Here is a 17,084-nt window from a genome sequence, read left to right as displayed (position 1 = left end):
TAAAATTATATCATAGCATGATTGATCCAATCAAGAATAATTTGTTTTTTTTCTATATCAACATCCATAAGTTTTACTTTTACTTTATCTCCTAAATAATAAATTTTTTTTGTTTTTTTTCCAATTATACTATAATTATTTGAATTTAGAATATAAGAATCCTCTTTAATATCACGTAATTTTACCATTCCTTCAGTTTGAAACAATAATAAATCAATATAAACACTCCAATCAGTAAAACCCGTAATAATACCATAAAATTCTTTCCCTATAAATTTTTTTATATATTTTACTTGCAAAAATTTTAAAAATTCTCTTTCTATATCTATAGCTAAACGTTCTTTATGGCTACAATATTGGGTTTGTTTTTCATAAAATTCTGTTGTGTTAAGTTTTTGTTTTTCATTTTGATTCCTTTTTTTGTTTATTGTTAAATAATAATATAATAAACGATGAGCAATTATATCTGAATATCTTCTTATGGGAGAAGTAAAATGAGTGTAACAAATGAAAGATAAACCATAATGTCCTATATTTTTTGTGGAATATTTAGCTTTACTCATAGAACGAAGAATTAAGTTCTCAATCATGTTTTGTTCTGGTTTTCCTTTTATTTTTTTTAATAAATGATTAATAGAAGTTTTTATATTTTTTAAATCTAAAAAATAACCTAAAGGTTCTATAATTTTTTTAAGAGAAAAAATTTTTTGAAAATCAGGTTTGTCATGTACTCTGTAAATATAGAGTTTATTAGAAGGTTTTCCATCCAAATTTAAGCTAACAAATTCTGAAATTTTTCGATTAGTTAACAACATAAATTCTTCAATCAAACGATGAGCATCGTTATTTTTTTCCAAGTGTAAAGATATCGGATTGTTTTTTTCATCTAGATGAAATTTAACTTCTACTTTTTCTAAATAAATTCCTCCATTTTTCAATCGATTTTGAATTAATATTTTAGAAAATGAAAATAATGTGTAAATATCTTCGTAATAATCTCCTTTTTTTTGTTCTATGATATACTGAACTTCTTCATATGTAAATTTTCGATTAGATTGTATTATAGTTTTTCCAAACCAACTTTTTAATATTTTTCCTTGACTATTTATATTAAAAATATAAGAAAAACTTAATTTGTCTTTTTTTGGTTGTAAAGAACAAAGATTATCAGATAATATTTTTGGAAGCATAGGAATAACCTTACCCACAAAATAAATTGATGTAGCACGTGAATATGCTTCTTGATCTAATAAACTTCCTTCTTTTATATAATGAGAAACATCAGAAATATGTACTCCTATTTCCCAAATATCATAATTCAATTTTCTAATAGAAAGTGCATCATCAAAATCTTTTGCGTTTAAGGGGTCTATAGTAAAAGTATTTACATTTCGCATATCTCTTCTAAGGCTTAAATCTATAAGTTGTTTAGAAAAAATTTCTTTAGCTTCATTTTCTATTTTTTCTGAAAAATTAGAGGATATTCCATTTTCTTTTAATAAAGAATAAATTTCTGTATTATATTCTCCAGAAGATCCGAATACTTTTATAATTTTTCCCAAAGGATTCTTTAATTTCTTAGGCCATGATATAAATTGAACCAAAACTTTGTCATTATGATGATACTTTTCCAATTTTTTCATGGGAACTAGAATATCTACATGAATATTATTATTATGTACAATTCCGTATTTATTATTGGATTGAATGTTCGATTTTTTTAATATTCCAATGAATTGTTTAGTTTTTCTTTTTATAATTTTTAATACTTCTCCTTTTATTTTTGTTCTTTTTTTATTACAATAAGAGAACTTTATTTTTACTAGATCTCCTTCCAATGCTCGATTAGTTTTATTTTTTGGAATAAAAATATCTTTTTGAAAATAATTTACATGAACAAATGCATATCCATGATTAGTAATATTAATTAATCCTGTATATAAATTATTATAATATTTTTTTTTATTTCTTTTTTCATGATAAAACATATCTATACTATAAAAATTAAAAATCTATAATCTAAATATTTTTCCTAAAAAAATAGAAAATGTTTTTTAGGAAACTTAGTAGGATATTATTTATTATATTTGCAATTATCCGTTTTTTTACTATATATAAAAAAATAAAAATAACTCTAAGATGACAGATAAACGTATATTATATGTTTCTTCGGATTTATTCCCATTTTCTTCAGAGAATCCTATATCTTTATCAGTATTAAAAGCTACTAAATTTATGCAATCAGTAGGAAATGATGTACGTATATTTATGCCTCGTTTTGGAGTCATTAATGAAAGAAGACATCAATTACATGAAGTTATTCGTTTATCAGGTATGAATTTAGTAATCAATGATATTGATCAACCTTTATTAATAAAAGTAGCGTCTATCCCTGATGTTAGATTACAAGTTTATTTCATAGATAACGAAGAATATTTCAAAAGAAAGGCAATAGATGAAGATGAAAATGGAATTTTTTTTCTAGATAATGATGAAAGAGCTTTATTTTTTACAAAAGGAGTTTTAGAAACTGTAAAAAAATTAAATTGGAAACCAGACATAATCCACATATATGGATGGATGAGTTTTTTAATTCCTTTATATATTAAAAATTTTTATAAAAACGATCCCGTATATAAAAATGTAAAAATCGTTGTATCTATTTATAACAAACCTTTTAAAGGATTTTTAAATAAAAACATTGTACAAAAAATAAAATTTGATGGAATCAAATCTATAAAGTTAAAATTATTAGAAAATCCAAATTATTTTAATTTAATTAAATTGTGTATGTATTTTTCGGATGCCATTATAAAAGGGGATCTTTTTTTTCCAGAGGAAATAGAAGATTATATAAAAGTGAATAAACTTCTAGTATTAAAATATTATCCTATAGAAGAAATAGAAACCGTTTATCAACAATTTTATAAAGAAAGTGTTTTAGAACAGATAAATTAAATAGATATTTTTCATTTAAAATGTGTGGTATAATTGGTTATTTAGGTTATAGACAAGCCTATCCTATTCTTATTAATGGGTTGAAAAAATTGGAATATAGAGGATATGATAGTTCTGGAATTGCTATATTTTTTGAAAATGAATATAAATTATATAAAACAAAGGGAAGAGTTTATGAATTGGAAAAGAAAATTTCTTCATGTAGAGGCCAAATAAAAGGAACAATGGGAATTGGTCATACAAGATGGGCGACCCATGGTATACCAGATGATATTAATGCCCACCCTCATGTCTCTAATTCTGATGAATTGATTATGATTCATAATGGAATTATAGAAAATTATTATGCTATCAAAGTTATTTTATTAAAAAATGGATTTATTTTTAAAAGCAAAACAGATACAGAAGTTCTTGTAAATTTAATTGAATATCTTAAAAAAGAAAATAAATTATCTTTAGAAGAAGCTGTAAGAATTTCATTAAATGAAATTATAGGTGCTTATTCTATTGCTATAGTAGAAAAATCCCATCCTGGAACAATTATTATTGCAAAATTAGGAAGTCCTTTATCTTTAGGAATTAATGAAAAAGAATTTTTTGTTTCATCGGACCCTATTTCTTTTATAGATTATACAAAAAATGTTCTTTATTTAAAAGATGGGGAAATGGCAATTCTTAAAAAAGGAAAGGATTTAGATCTTAGAAAAATTATAGATAACCATCGATTGAATCCAATTATAAAAAAACTTCAAATTAATTTAAATAAAATTGAAAAAGGAAAATATAAATATTTTATGTTAAAAGAAGTTTATGAACAATCTAAAACAATTTCAGATACTTTACGAGGCCGTTTACTAATTCCAGAAAAGATCATTTGTATTGATGGAATTGAATCCCATAAAGAAATTTTTGTAAATGCTGAATCTATAACCATAGTGGCATGTGGTACATCGTGGCACGCTAGTTTAATAGGAGAATATTTATTAGAGGAATTAACACGTATTCGTGTAGAAGTAGAATATGCTTCTGAATTTAGGTATAGAAATCCTGTTATAGGAAAAAAAAATATTATTATTGTAATTTCTCAATCAGGAGAAACGGCTGATACTTTAGCCGCTTTAAAATTAGCAAAAAAAAAAGGAGCTTTTGTGTTTGGAATTTGTAATGTAGTAGGATCAACCATAGCGCGGAGTGTAGATGCAGGAGCTTATACACATGCAGGACCTGAAATTAGTGTTGCTTCTACAAAAGCTTTTACAGCACAAATTACAGTTCTTGTTTTATTAGCTTTGATTATAGGAAAATATAGATATGCAATTGATGATAATCGCTATAAATTTTTATGTGAAGAACTTGGTGCAATTCCAGAAAAAGTTAATTATGTTTTAAAAATGAATGATACCATAAAAAAAATATCTCAATTATATCATAATGTAAATAATTTTATTTATTTAGGTCGAGGTATTAATTTTCCTGTTGCTTTAGAAGGAGCTTTGAAATTAAAAGAAATATCCTATATTCATGCGGAAGGATATCCTGCAGCAGAGATGAAACATGGCCCTATAGCTCTAATTGATGAAAATATGCCAGTAGTCATTATTGCTACAAAAAAAGGATGTTACGATAAAATTATTGGAAATATTCAAGAAATCAAAGCTAGAAAAGGAAAAGTTATAGCTATCGTTAATAAAGGAGATATTCAAGTTAATCTATTAGCAGATCATGTAATAGAAATTCCGAATACTGATGAAATACTTAGTCCGTTAATAACGGTTATCCCTCTTCAATTATTCGCTTACCAAATTGCTTTTTCTCGTGGAAAAAATGTAGATCAACCAAGAAATTTAGCAAAATCAGTAACAGTAGAATAAATAATTATTTTAAAAATAAAATATTTTAATTTTTTATAATATATTCTTCTAAAGCCATAGCCATAGAAGGAAATTTCGGTGTTGGTACTTTTATATCAATTTTTAATCCTGCTTTGTAAGCCGCATTTAAAGTGTTTTCTCCAAAAGTAGCAATTTTAATATTATTTTGATCAAAATTAGGAAAATTATCAAATAAAGACTTGATTTCTGCTGGACTAAAAAAAACTAAAATATCATAGTATACATGTTTTAAATCAGATAAATCGCTAGAAGTTGTTTTATATAAAATTGCTCTTTTCCAAAAAATATTTTGTTTATTTAACATATCAGGAATCTCTGGTTTCAGTATATCTGAAGAAGGCAAAATAAATTTCTCTCTAAAATGTTTTTGAATATAGGGAAGTATATCTTTAAATGATTTATTTCCAATATGAATTTTTCTTTTTCGAAAGATAATATATTTTTGTAGATAATAAGCTATAGTTTTTGTTTGACAGATATATCTCATGGAGATAGGAACTTTAAATCGCATAGATTTTGCCAATCTGAAATAATGATCTATAGATTTCTTACTAATAAAAAGAACAACGGTAAAATCAGAAAAGTTTATTTTTTGTTTTCTTATATCATTAGATGATGCTCCTTTTACTTCTATAAAAGATCGAAAATCGATATTTATATTTTTGTTTTTACTAAGTTTTATATACGGCGCATTAGAACAACCACTAAGAGGTTGTGAAATCAGAATACTATTTATCTTCATTCTTTTTTTTATACAATAGAGTTAATTTTGAAAAATTTAAATATACTTATGAAAAATTAATAAAATTTAAAAAGGCACAGAGCGGAATCGAACCGCTATAAGAGGTTTTGCAGACCCATGCCTTTCCATTCGGCCACAGTGCCATTAAAAAAAAATAATCAATTATCTAAAATAAAACATACTCTATCTACATTTCCTTGTAATGGAGGGTTTTCTTTGCAAATTTTTATTTTTGTACCTTTTATTAAAGGTTTTTTATATTCTTTTATCTTTTGAGTTATTCTTTTCGCTAAATGTTCAATTAATTTAGAATTGATGTTCATTTCTTTTTTAACAATAGAATACAAATCTACATAATTAATAGTTTTGGATAAATCATCACTAGATGATGCCTGATGAAAATCAAATTCGATTTCTAATTGAATTGTATAATGAGATCCAATATATCCCTCTTCTGGCATGCATCCATGAAACCCAAATAATTTAATATTTTCTAATACAATTTTTCCCATGAAAAAAATATTATTTATTTCTTTCTTTTTTATAATTTTCTTCCACTTTTATCCAATTTACTATCTTCCAAAAAGAGGATATGTAATCTAAACGACGATTTTGATATTGTAAATAATAAGCATGTTCCCATATATCCAATCCTAATATTGGAGTACCTTCACATCCCATTCCATGCATAATAGGATTATCTTGATTCATTGTAGAACAAATTTTTAATTTTTCTTCTGTTACGCATAACCAAATCCAACCAGAACCAAAATGATTTACTGAAACTTTATAAAAATTATCTTTAAAAAGATCAAACGAATCAAAATTTTTTTGAAAAACTTCATTAAACTCTCTGCTTGGGTGAGTATATTTTGTATGAGGAACTAATATATCCCAAAAAAGATTATGATTATAAAAACCCCCTCCATTATTTCGTATAGCTGGAGATTCAATATGAGCTCTTTTTAAAATTTCTATTATGGATAAATTTTTCATGCTTGTATTTGAAATTTCCTTATTTAAATTATTCGTATAAGTAGCATGATGTTTATTATAATGAATATCCATAGTTTTTCTGTCTATATAAGGTTCAAAATCCTTGTATGAATAAGGTAACTTTGGAAGTTTAAACGACATAACTATTTTTTAATGATTAAGAAAACAAATATAATTAAAAACCATTTATTTTTATATTATAGCATTTATTCCGGGAAGTATTTTATTTTTTAAACTAGCCAGCATAGCTCCTCCTCCAGTAGACAAATAACTAATTTTTTTATCACAATTTTCCATTTTTAATGAAGCAATAGAATCCCCCCCTCCTACTAGAGAAAAAGCCCCTCTCTCAGTTACATTTGCAATAGTTCTTGCTATGGATTTAGTTCCTAAAGAAAAATTCGCGAATTCGAAAACACCTAAAGGTCCATTCCATAAAATGGTTTTTGATTTTTCTATAATTTTACAAAAATTTTTTATAGAAATAGGACCTATGTCTAATCCCATCCATCCATTTGGAATAGAATGAATAGGAACAATTTTAGTATTAGATTCATTTTTGAATGAATCAGCTATTACTACATCATATGGAAGATGTATAATATTTATTTTATTTTTATATTTAGAATAAATTTTTTTTAATGTTTTTTCGATTATTTGATCTTTTTCAATTATAGAATTTCCTATTTTTCCTCCTTTTATTTTGATAAAAGGAAACGACATTCCTCCGCCTATTAGGATAAAATCTGCAAGATTAATAAGATTTTCAATTATTTTTATTTTAGAAGAGATTTTCGCTCCTCCTAATAAAATAGTAATTGGCCTTTTTCCTTTTCCATATAAAAATTGGTTTAAATATTGAATTTCTTTTTTCATAAGAAAACCAATACATTTTTTGTTTTCAAAAAATTTTGGAAGAAGAGTTATAGAAGTATGAAAACGATGAACAACTCCAAAAGCATCGTTAACATATATGTCTCCTAATTTTGATAATTCATAAGCAAAATTTATATCTTCTTCTTCTTCTTCTTTATAAAAACGTAAATTTTCCAACAACAAAATTTCGCTATTTTTTAATTCACGAACTTTTTTTATTGCCGTTTCTCCTATACAATCTTCGAAAAAAGATACATTGATTTTTAGTTTTTTGGATAAAAAATTAGCTAAAAATTTTAAAGAAAAAATTTTAGAAGGTTTTCCCTTTGGTCTTCCAAAATGAGAAATAAGAACGATTTTTCCTTTTTCTGAAAGAATTTTTTGAATAGTAGGAATACTATATTGAATACGTGTATCATCTATTATTTCTTGAAATTTGTTTACAGGAACGTTAAAATCTACTCTTACCAGAGCTGTTTGATTTTCAAAATTGAAATTTTCAACAGTTTTTATTTTCATTATAGTATAGTGTAATATATGATAAACATTAATTGTCATGTTTAACATGTTATAACAATAAAAATAATAAAAAAAACCAAATTTTTAGTGTATATTTACTCCTGTTTTTTTTTTGCAAAAAAATGTAATGTTAATAGCAATAGGATCTGATCATACGGGAATACATTATAAATATGCAATCAACAATTTTTTAATTGAACAAGGTTATAAAATCAAAGATTTTGGATTTTCGGAAAATAATGGAAAACGAGTTGATTATCCAGATTTTATTCATCCTACAGCAAAATTTGTAAATCAAGGAAAAGCTAATTTTGGAATTATTATATGTGGAAGTGGAAATGGAGCAGCTATGACGGCTAATAAATACAATAAAATTCGTGCAGCTTTAGTATGGAACAAAGAAATTGCTATTTTAGCAAGAAAACATAATAATGCTAATGTTATTAGTTTTCCGGCTCGTTTTATAAATAAAAGTGAAATTATAGAAATTGTAGAAATTTTTTTGAAAACAAATTTTGAAGGAGGAAGGCATAAAAGAAGAATAGAAAAAATTCCTAAAATCCTCAGTAGCTCAGCTGGTTAGAGCACCTGACTGTTAATCAGGGTGTCGCTGGTTCGAATCCAGCCTGAGGAGTCATCGGGGTGTCATTTAATTAGTTAATGTATACACATGTCTGGGGGGCATGTGATAACTGGATTTATTCCAGTCACCCCGATTATTGTTTATTTTCCATGAATAAAATTGGAAACAATATGAATTGCTTCTTTTTTTGTTTGATATAAGTCAATATTGAATAAAATAAAATCAAATAATTTTGCATAGCTATTTTCTTTTCTAGCTTTATTTAAACGGACGTTTATATTTGTTTTATTATTTTTTTCAAAAAAAGATCTTGTAAATAATCTTTTTTTTAAAATTTTTATAGAATTCACCATTATAAATATGGATAAAGAATTATTAGGATATTGTTGTTTTAAATTTATTCCTCCTTTTACATCTATATCGACCAAAATATGTTTATTTGATTTCCAAATTTTAAAAATTTCGTCTTTTAAAGTTCCGTAAAATAACTTAGGATACACTTCTTCCCATTCTGCGAATTGATGTTTTTTTATTTTAGAAACAAAAGAATTTACAGATAAAAAATAATAATCTTTTCCATGTATTTCATTATTTCGAATCGATCGTGTAGTACATGAAACAGAAAATTTTAATTCTGTAAATTTTGAAAGTAAACAATGTGAAATAGTAGTTTTTCCAGATCCAGAAGGACCTGATAAAATAATCATTTTTCCTTTTTTCATTATTTTATCTAACTTTGTTCCATTATGGAAAATTAAGTTTTTATAAAAAAAATTCGTATAAAATGAAACTAGGAATAGTAGGTGTTACAGGTATGGTAGGTCGTGTCATGATTGATCTTTTAGAAAAAAGAAATTTTCCATTAAAAAAGTTATACTTATCCGCTTCTAATAAATCTATAGGGAAAACTATTTTTTTTAAAAAAAGAACGTATAAAGTCATTAGTATATATGATTTATTCAAAAAGAAACCTGATATTGTTTTATTTTCAGCGGGATCTAATATATCAAAAGAATGGGCAAAAAAATTTTCAGATATAGGATCTACAATTATAGACAACTCTTCTGCATGGAGAATGGATTCAGAAAAAAAATTAATTGTTCCTGAAATAAATGCTTCTTGTTTATGCAAAAAGGATAAAATTATTGCAAATCCAAATTGTTCTACAATACAATTAGTTATGGTACTATTTCCATTGCATATAAAATATATAATTAAAAGAATTATTGTTTCAACTTATCAATCAGTAACAGGAACAGGAAAACAGGCATTAGATCAATTATATCAAGAAGAAAAAGGAATTTTTTCTAAAAAAGCTTATCCATATCCTATTTATCAAAATATTTTACCTCATTGTGATTCTTTCACAGAAAATAAATATACACTAGAAGAGATAAAATTAATAAATGAAACTAAAAAAATAATGAACAATTATAATATAGGAATAACAGCAACTGCTGTACGTGTTCCTGTTATAGGAGGACACTCAGAAAGTGTTAACATTACATTTGAAAAAAAACCTGATATAGATTGTATTTATAAAATTTTATTAAAAATAAAGGGAATAATAGTTCAGGATAATCCAAAAAAAAATATTTATCCAATGCCATTATATGCTCATGGAAAAGACGAAGTTTTTGTAGGTAGAATTCGAGAAGATTTTTCATTTCAAAATTCTATAAATCTTTGGATAGTAGCAGATAATCTTCACAAAGGAGCAGCTACTAATGCAATTCAGATTGCGGAATATTTAACACAAAAAAATTATGTTTAATTTTTTTTCAAAATTTTTTCAATAATAATAGTATACTCGCCTAATATTTTTTTTATATTTTTATAATATGTAATCATTTTTTCTATATTACCTCTTGAGATATTTTGAAAGTATTTTGATATTTCTTTACATATAGCAATATTTCTTTTTGATCCAAAAAAATATTTTATATCATTTAATGTTTGCAATAATCTATGAGGAGATTCATATAACACAACAGTTCTATTTTCTTTAGATAAATTCTCTAGTTTAGTTTTTCTTTTTTTTTTGGGTAGAAACCCTATAAAAACAAATTCATTAGTAGATATACCGGAAGAAACTAATGCTGGAACAAAAGCTGTAGGTCCAGGTAAACATTCTATAGAAATAGAAGCTTTAATACAAGATCTTATGAGCAAAAAACCTGGATCAGATATACTTGGAGTTCCCGCATTAGATATTAACGCTAATTTTTTTCCCTCTTTTATCTTTTTTATAAGAGAAGGAATTATTTTATGTTCATTGTAAATATGATATTTATTTATATTGTTTCTGATATAATAAAAATCTAATAATTTTTTAGAAACTTTATAATTTTCTACTAAAATTAAATCTACTTCTTTTAATATTCGTAAACTTCTGAAAGTAAAATCTTCTAAATTTCCTATAGGAGTAGGTACAATATATAACATATTAAAATTTAAAAATGTTTAATCTAAAAAATATCTTTTAAAGATAAAAATCCATAACTTTTGTTACGTTAACAAAAAATTTATAGTAATTATTAATTGTTATAATTTGATGAAATTTTATAAACATGTTAATTTAAAAATCTTTAAACTAGATTATGTTAAATATTTTTAAAACTGAAATTTTTTTCATAAGAAACATAAAAAAAAGAAAGTGATTATTTTTTTATAATCATAATAAAATGTTAATGTTGATGAAATAAATAATAATGATAGGAAAACAATATATATTTAAAAGTCGTTTAGTTTCTGGAGATATTATATTTAAATATGATTTAAATGGTTCTTTAAGAGAAGTTCTTTTTCCTGAAAGGATTTCTTTATCACATTATATATGGATAGGTAAGTATTTACCTTATAATGAATCTATTATAATTAAAATGAAAAAATCTAAAGCTTCTTTTTTTTCTATAGAAGAAATTCCTGCTGATTTATCTTTTAGTCGCTTTTGGACAGATTATAAATACAAAATAGGAAAAAAAAAAATGGCTGAAAATATATGGAATAGAATGTCTTTATCTGATAGAGTTAAAGCATTATCCTATATTCCAAAATATTTAGATCATATTAAACGTACGGGACATAATCAAGCTTATCCAACAACTTATTTAAATCAAAGATATTTTGATACTTAAAATTAGTTTTTATTTCATTTACCTTTTGTATTTTCTATTATAATGTTAATGGCTTTTTCTAAATTCAATGAATTTTCAAAAAAAATTTTTTCATCAATTGGAATTGATTTATTATTATATTTAATATAAATATTATATTTGTTAATTTTCAATAAAATTTCTTTCTCTTTAAAAGTTCCCAATAATTTTGGTAATTCAATAATTTTTAAAGCTTCTATTAAAGATATTTCTTCTATTTTTTGTTTATTTAATAAAGGATAAAATTTTGGTTTATCTTTTTTATGAAATTCTCCTATTTGAATAACTGGTCCATATTTTGCTATTCTTACAAAAATTTCTTTTTTAGATCTTGGATCTTTTCCAAGAAGACGTTTTTTGTGAATTTTATCTACATTGTTTTTAACATATTGTATTTTTTTGTAAAATTCATTGTAAAAGTCTTCAAGAACTTTAATACAAGATTGTTTTCCTTTAGCTATATTATCAAATTTTTCTTCTAATTTTGCAGTAAAACTATAATTTATTATTTCATAAAAATTTTTTTTTAAAAAATTAGTAGTTAAAATACCCATTTCTGTAGGAAAAAATTTGTTTTTTTCTATTTCAATAATTTTGTCATTTTTTTTAGTAATAATATCTCCTTTTAAGAGAAAAGTTTCACGTGTTTCTATTTTTTTTGAAATTTTTTGTATATCAATATAATTTCTTTTTTGAATAGTAAGAATAGTGGGAACGTAAGTAGAAGGTCTTCCGATTCCTAGTTGTTCCAATTTTTTTACTAAGCTAGCCTCGTTGTATCTATATAAATGATTTTTAGTAGTTTGTTTAGCAGTGATTTCTTTTCTTTCTAAAAAAGCCCCTTTTATAATTTTTGTATCAAGATCAAGTTTTTTTTCTTTATTTGATATTTTCATAAATCCATCAAATAAAACAGTTTTTTTTGTACAAATAAAAAAATTTTCTTTCAAATGAGAAGATTGAATATAAATATCTTTTTTTTCAAAAATTGCATTTTTCATTTGTCCTATGATTGTTCGTTTCCATATTAGTTTATAAAGACGTTTTTGAGATTCTTCTAAAGAATTTAGATAATCTTTTTCAAAATTAATGATAGTAGGATGAATTGCTTCATGAGCTTCTTGAGATAGTCTATTTTTTTTTATATAAAATTTTTTTATAGATAAATATTTTTTTCCATATGAAGAAAGTATAAAATTTTTAATATCTAATAATATACTTTTTGATAAATTGGTACTATCTGTTCGAATGTATGTAATAAATCCTTTTTCATACAATTTTTGAGCTAACAACATCGTTTTATATATGGAATAATTTAGTCTATAGAAAGCTTCCTGTTGTAGAGAAGAAGTGGTAAACGGAAATGGTGGACTTTTTTCTTCTTTTTTTTTAACAATTTTTTTTATTTTAAAAATACTATTAATACATAATGATAAAATATTCTTCAATTTTTTTTTGTCTTCTATTTTTTTTTCAAATTTAGCATTAAGACTTATTTTTTTTTCAGAATTAGTAAAAGTTCCAGTTATTTGATAAACTGAACAAGGAATAAAATTTTGAATTTTTTTTTCTTGTTCCACTATTAATTTTACAGCAACAGACTGAACTCTACCAGCAGATAGTCCTGTTTTTATTTTTTTCCATAAAATAGGAGATAATTGAAATCCTACTAATCGATCTATAATTCGTCTAGTTTGTTGAGCATAAACTAAATTATAATCAATTGATCTTGGATTTTTTAAAGAACGTAAAATAGCTTTTTTTGTAATTTCGTGAAAAACTATTCTTTTGTATTTTTCACTAGGTATATTAAATGTTTTATAAATTTGATAGGCAATTGATTCTCCTTCACGATCTTCATCAGAAGCTAGCCAAATAATTTCATGTTTTTCAATTAAATTTTTAAGATTTTGAATAATTTTTTTTTTTTAGATAATATTACATAATTGGGTTTAAAATTTTCTTGAATTTTAATTCCTATTTCTTTTTCTGGTAAATCTATAATATGTCCATAACTAGATACGACACTATAATTTTTTCCAAGAAATTTTTGTATTGTATGAGCTTTAGTTGGGGATTCTACGATCACCAAATTTTTTTTCATAGTAATTATCTATTGATTTCTTTCTATAATAAAATTAACCATTGTTTTTAATGCATCTTTAATTGTTCCTTCTGGATAAATTTCCAAAATTTTTAATGCATTGTTACGAAATTTAATCATTTTCTGAGTAGCATATTCCAATCCTCCATATTTTTTTACATAATTTATGATTTTATATCTTTTTTTTTCATCATAATTTTTTATATAGTTTAATATACATTTTTGATCTTTTTTAGAAGCTTTTTGAATAGTGTAAATAAGAGGAAGTGTCATTTTTTTTTCTCTAAAATCGATTCCTACAGGTTTTCCTATGAGTTTTTCATTTTTTTCTTCATAATCAAATAAATCATCTTTAATTTGAAAAGCTATACCTGTAAAGATTCCAAATTTTCTCATTTTTAAAGCTGTTTTTTCATTTGTATTAACTGAACGAGAACCTGCTTCACAGGAAGTAGCAATTAAACTTGCTGTTTTATGATAAACAATTTGATTATAAATTTTTTCAGTAATGTTTAATTTTCTGGATTTTTCAATTTGTAATAATTCTCCTTCACTCATATCTTTTATAGTTTTACATATAATTTTAAGTAAATCATAATAATTATTATTTGTTGCAATTAAGAGACTTTTAGAAAGTAAATAATCTCCAATTAAAACAGCTATTTTATTTTTCCATATAGCATTTATAGAAAAAGAACCACGACGTAAAAAGCTGTTATCAATAACATCATCATGTACAAGTGTAGCTATGTGTATGAGTTCGATCAAACAAGCTGTATGATATGTTTTTTTTTGTATATTTCCTAACATTTTCGCAATTAAGAAAATAAGTATAGGACGAATTAATTTTCCCTTTCTGTGAATAATATAATGAGTTATTTTATCTATAATAGGGATATCATTATCTTGAATTATATTTTGAAATTGTTTTTCAAATTCTTCTATTTCTTTTTTTATAGTATTTTTTATTTTTTCTAAAACAATATTCATAACATCTATTGTTTATCTTTTTATCATTGATGATATCTTATAATATTAACATAGCATCTCCATAAGAATAAAATCTATATTTTTTTTCTATTGCTATTTGGTAGGCTTTTTTTATTAAATCAAAATTCGCAAAAGCGGCTGTCATCATAAGTAATGTAGATTTTGGCATGTGAAAATTTGTAATCATAGAATTGGCTATATTGAAATTATATGGAGGAAAAATAAATTTATTGGTCCATCCATAAAATGGATTTAATTTTTTTTTGGAAGAAACAGAACTTTCAATTGCTCTCATAGAAGAAGTTCCTACAGCACAAATTTTTTTTTTTCTTTGTATAGCAAAATTTACTATTTTACATGTATTTTCATTTATAAAACATTTTTCAGAGTCCATTTTATGTTTTGATATATCTTCAACATCCACAGGTAAAAAACTTCCTAAGCCTAAATGTAAAGTAACTTCTACTAAATTAATTCCTTTTATTTCTAATTTTTTTAATAAATGTTTTGAAAAATGTAATCCAGCTGTAGGTGCTGCTACGGATCCTTCTTCTTTTGCATATATAGTTTGATAACGTATTTTATCGTTTTTTTCTGGTTTTCTATTAATATATTTGGGTAAAGGAGTTTTTCCTAATTCCTTTATTTTCTTTATAAGTTTTTTATGTGATCCATTAAAATTAAGTTGTAAGATTCTTCCTCTAGAAGTAGTATTATCTATAACTTCTCCTGTCAATTCATTTCCAAAATTTAATTTGTTTCCTACTCTTACTTTTCTTGCGGGATCAACTAATACATCCCATGTTCTATCTTTTGGATCTAATTCTCTAAGTAAAAAAACCTCTATTTTGGCTTCTGTTTTTTCCTTATTTCCAAATAATCTTGCAGGAAAAACCTTAGTATTATTAAGAATTAAAGTATCTCCTTCCTCAAAATATTCATGTAAATTTTTAAAAAATTTATGTTCTATTTTTTTATTTTTTCTATGAATAATCATTAATTTGGACTCATCTCTTTCTTGAGTAGGAAATTTAGCAAGAAGATTTATAGGATATTTAAAATCAAAATCTGAAGTTTTCATATCAATGAATTAGAAAAATTTATACATTTTATTTTCATATATATAATTATTTTTTTTCTAACGGAAAAATATATATACATTTGTTTTTATTTAAAACTTTTTTGATAAAAAAAATGTACACTTGCATTTTTAATTTATTTAAAGTATAATGTTTTTATATAGTTCTTTGTTTTAATAAAATATAGCATAAAGAAGCTTCTAGACCTGATGCTTAGATTTTTTAATAAGGTTTTACGTATTTGATATTAATTTTTTTTACAACGGAGAGTTTGATCCTGGCTCAGGATGAACGCTAGCGGCGGGCTTAACACATGCAAGTCGAGGGGCAACATAAAATTTATGTAACAATAGATTTTGATGGCGACCGGCGTACGGGTGCGTAACACGTACGTAACCTACCTTTTGCTAGAAAATAGCCTGAGGAAACTTAGATTAATATTCTATGGTATAATAAGGTCGCATGATTTTATTATTAAAGCAGAAATGCGGCAAAAGATGGGCGTGCGTCTGATTAGTTAGTTGGTAAGGTAAAAGCTTACCAAGACAATGATCAGTAGGGGGCCTGAGAGGGTGATCCCCCACACTGGTACTGAGACACGGACCAGACTCCTACGGGAGGCAGCAGTGAGGAATATTGGTCAATGGAGGAAACTCTGAACCAGCCACGCCGCGTGCAGGAAGAATGCCTTACGGGTTGTAAACTGCTTTTGTTTAGGAATAAAAATTCTTACGTGATAAGAATTATGAATGTACTATACGAATAAGTGTCGGCAAACTCCGTGCCAGCAGCCGCGGTAATACGGAGGACACAAGCGTTATCCGGATTTATTGGGTTTAAAGGGTGCGTAGGCGGTTTATTAAGTCAGTAGTGAAATATTGCAGCTTAACTGTTAAAATGGCTATTGATACTGGTAGACTTGAGTGAGATTGGAGTAGCTGGAATGTGTAGTGTAGCGGTGAAATGCATAGATATTACACAGAACACCGATCGCGAAAGCAGGTTACTAAGTCTATACTGACGCTGAGGCACGAAAGCGTGGGGAGCAAACAGGATTAGATACCCTGGTAGTCCACGCCGTAAACGATGATCACTAGTTGTTGGATTAATTTTTCAGTGACTAAGCGAAAGTGATAAGTGATCCACCTGGGGAGTACGGTCGCAAGGCTGAAACTCAAAGGAATTGACGG

The 17,084-nt window shown here is 25.2% G+C and carries 15 protein-coding genes, 2 tRNA genes, 1 rRNA gene and 1 pseudogene (1 of these 19 running past the window's edge); 7 read left to right on the top strand and 12 right to left on the bottom strand.

Going from position 1 to position 17,084, the window contains the following annotated elements:
- Nucleotides 1-5: 5 nt before the first annotated feature.
- Complete coding sequence (gene rnr, locus STAT_RS01775) at nt 6-1,988, bottom strand: ribonuclease R (protein WP_119305540.1); 1,983 nt, start codon at nt 1,986-1,988, stop codon at nt 6-8.
- A gap of 151 nt (nt 1,989-2,139) precedes the next feature.
- Here rnr and STAT_RS01770 point away from each other — a divergent pair, with 151 nt between their 5' ends.
- Complete coding sequence (locus STAT_RS01770) at nt 2,140-2,958, top strand: glycogen/starch synthase (RefSeq protein WP_119305539.1); 819 nt, start codon at nt 2,140-2,142, stop codon at nt 2,956-2,958.
- A gap of 20 nt (nt 2,959-2,978) precedes the next feature.
- On the top strand, nt 2,979-4,829 hold the full coding sequence (gene glmS / locus STAT_RS01765; RefSeq protein WP_119305538.1) for a glutamine--fructose-6-phosphate transaminase (isomerizing): 1,851 nt from the start codon (nt 2,979-2,981) through the stop codon (nt 4,827-4,829).
- 25 nt (nt 4,830-4,854) lie between these two features.
- Here glmS and STAT_RS01760 read toward each other — a convergent pair whose 3' ends face one another.
- The 5 genes from STAT_RS01760 to STAT_RS01740 form a co-directional block, all read right to left on the bottom strand.
- Entirely contained in the window at nt 4,855-5,592 is a 738-nt protein-coding gene (locus STAT_RS01760) for a uroporphyrinogen-III synthase (protein WP_119305537.1), read from the bottom strand.
- 72 nt (nt 5,593-5,664) lie between these two features.
- Nucleotides 5,665-5,735 (bottom strand) — tRNA-Cys (locus tag STAT_RS01755).
- 15 nt (nt 5,736-5,750) lie between these two features.
- Nucleotides 5,751-6,104 (bottom strand): dihydroneopterin aldolase, encoded by a 354-nt coding sequence (folB, locus tag STAT_RS01750; RefSeq protein ID WP_119305536.1) that lies wholly within the window; start codon nt 6,102-6,104, stop codon nt 5,751-5,753.
- Nucleotides 6,105-6,114: 10 nt separating this feature from the next.
- Nucleotides 6,115-6,729 (bottom strand): superoxide dismutase, encoded by a 615-nt coding sequence (locus tag STAT_RS01745; RefSeq protein ID WP_119305535.1) that lies wholly within the window; start codon nt 6,727-6,729, stop codon nt 6,115-6,117.
- Between the two features lie 51 nt (nt 6,730-6,780).
- Nucleotides 6,781-7,983 carry a phosphoglycerate kinase gene (locus tag STAT_RS01740; protein WP_119305842.1) on the bottom strand — a complete coding sequence of 401 codons (1,203 nt, stop codon included), beginning with the start codon at nt 7,981-7,983 and terminating at the stop codon, nt 6,781-6,783.
- A gap of 127 nt (nt 7,984-8,110) precedes the next feature.
- Between STAT_RS01740 and STAT_RS01735 the strand changes: the two genes are divergently transcribed.
- Together STAT_RS01735 and STAT_RS01730 are read left to right on the top strand one after the other, a co-directional pair.
- Nucleotides 8,111-8,566, top strand: a complete 456-nt coding sequence (locus STAT_RS01735; protein WP_119305534.1) for an RpiB/LacA/LacB family sugar-phosphate isomerase — start codon at nt 8,111-8,113, stop codon at nt 8,564-8,566.
- Nucleotides 8,544-8,617, top strand: a tRNA-Asn gene (locus STAT_RS01730). The genes STAT_RS01735 and STAT_RS01730 overlap by 23 nt, the downstream gene beginning before the upstream one ends.
- Nucleotides 8,618-8,706: 89 nt before the next feature.
- Here the strand turns inward: STAT_RS01730 and gmk are convergent.
- A complete protein-coding gene (gene gmk / locus STAT_RS01725) occupies nt 8,707-9,288 on the bottom strand; it encodes a guanylate kinase (RefSeq protein WP_119305533.1) in 582 nt (193 codons plus the stop codon).
- Between the two features lie 62 nt (nt 9,289-9,350).
- Between gmk and STAT_RS01720 the strand changes: the two genes are divergently transcribed.
- Nucleotides 9,351-10,340 carry an aspartate-semialdehyde dehydrogenase gene (locus STAT_RS01720; protein WP_119305841.1) on the top strand — a complete coding sequence of 330 codons (990 nt, stop codon included), beginning with the start codon at nt 9,351-9,353 and terminating at the stop codon, nt 10,338-10,340.
- Here STAT_RS01720 and rsmI read toward each other — a convergent pair.
- A complete protein-coding gene (gene rsmI, locus STAT_RS01715; RefSeq protein ID WP_119305532.1) occupies nt 10,337-11,011 on the bottom strand; it encodes a 16S rRNA (cytidine(1402)-2'-O)-methyltransferase in 675 nt (224 codons plus the stop codon). The genes STAT_RS01720 and rsmI overlap by 4 nt on opposite strands.
- A 266-nt stretch (nt 11,012-11,277) precedes the next feature.
- Here rsmI and STAT_RS01710 point away from each other — a divergent pair, with 266 nt between their 5' ends.
- Nucleotides 11,278-11,703, top strand: a complete 426-nt coding sequence (locus STAT_RS01710) for an LvrA C-terminal domain-related protein (protein ID WP_119305531.1) — start codon at nt 11,278-11,280, stop codon at nt 11,701-11,703.
- Nucleotides 11,704-11,717: 14 nt separating this feature from the next.
- Here the strand turns inward: STAT_RS01710 and STAT_RS03150 are convergent, their stop codons facing one another.
- The 4 genes and pseudogenes from STAT_RS03150 to queA all read right to left on the bottom strand — a co-directional run bounded on the left by STAT_RS03150 (nt 11,718) and on the right by queA (nt 15,896).
- Entirely contained in the window at nt 11,718-13,403 is a 1,686-nt protein-coding gene (locus STAT_RS03150) for a type IA DNA topoisomerase (protein ID WP_394798183.1), read from the bottom strand.
- Nucleotides 13,404-13,547: 144 nt separating this feature from the next.
- Nucleotides 13,548-13,825 (bottom strand): annotated as a pseudogene (locus STAT_RS03145) (toprim domain-containing protein); the annotation flags it as partial.
- Nucleotides 13,826-13,834: 9 nt separating this feature from the next.
- Nucleotides 13,835-14,815, bottom strand: coding sequence for a polyprenyl synthetase family protein (locus tag STAT_RS01700; protein ID WP_119305530.1), 981 nt, complete (start codon nt 14,813-14,815; stop codon nt 13,835-13,837).
- Nucleotides 14,816-14,852: 37 nt separating this feature from the next.
- Nucleotides 14,853-15,896: a tRNA preQ1(34) S-adenosylmethionine ribosyltransferase-isomerase QueA gene (gene queA, locus STAT_RS01695; protein WP_119305529.1), complete on the bottom strand. Its 1,044-nt coding sequence runs from the start codon at nt 15,894-15,896 to the stop codon at nt 14,853-14,855.
- Between the two features lie 257 nt (nt 15,897-16,153).
- On the opposite strand from queA, the gene STAT_RS01690 reads away from it, so the two are divergent.
- A 16S ribosomal RNA gene (locus STAT_RS01690) occupies nt 16,154-17,084 on the top strand (it continues 608 nt past the right edge of the window).

The sequence above is a fragment of the Blattabacterium cuenoti STAT genome (genome assembly GCF_003573915.1).
Taxonomy (GTDB): domain Bacteria; phylum Bacteroidota; class Bacteroidia; order Flavobacteriales; family Blattabacteriaceae; genus Blattabacterium; species Blattabacterium cuenoti_A.
This window is presented reverse-complemented; position numbering and strand designations above follow the sequence as displayed.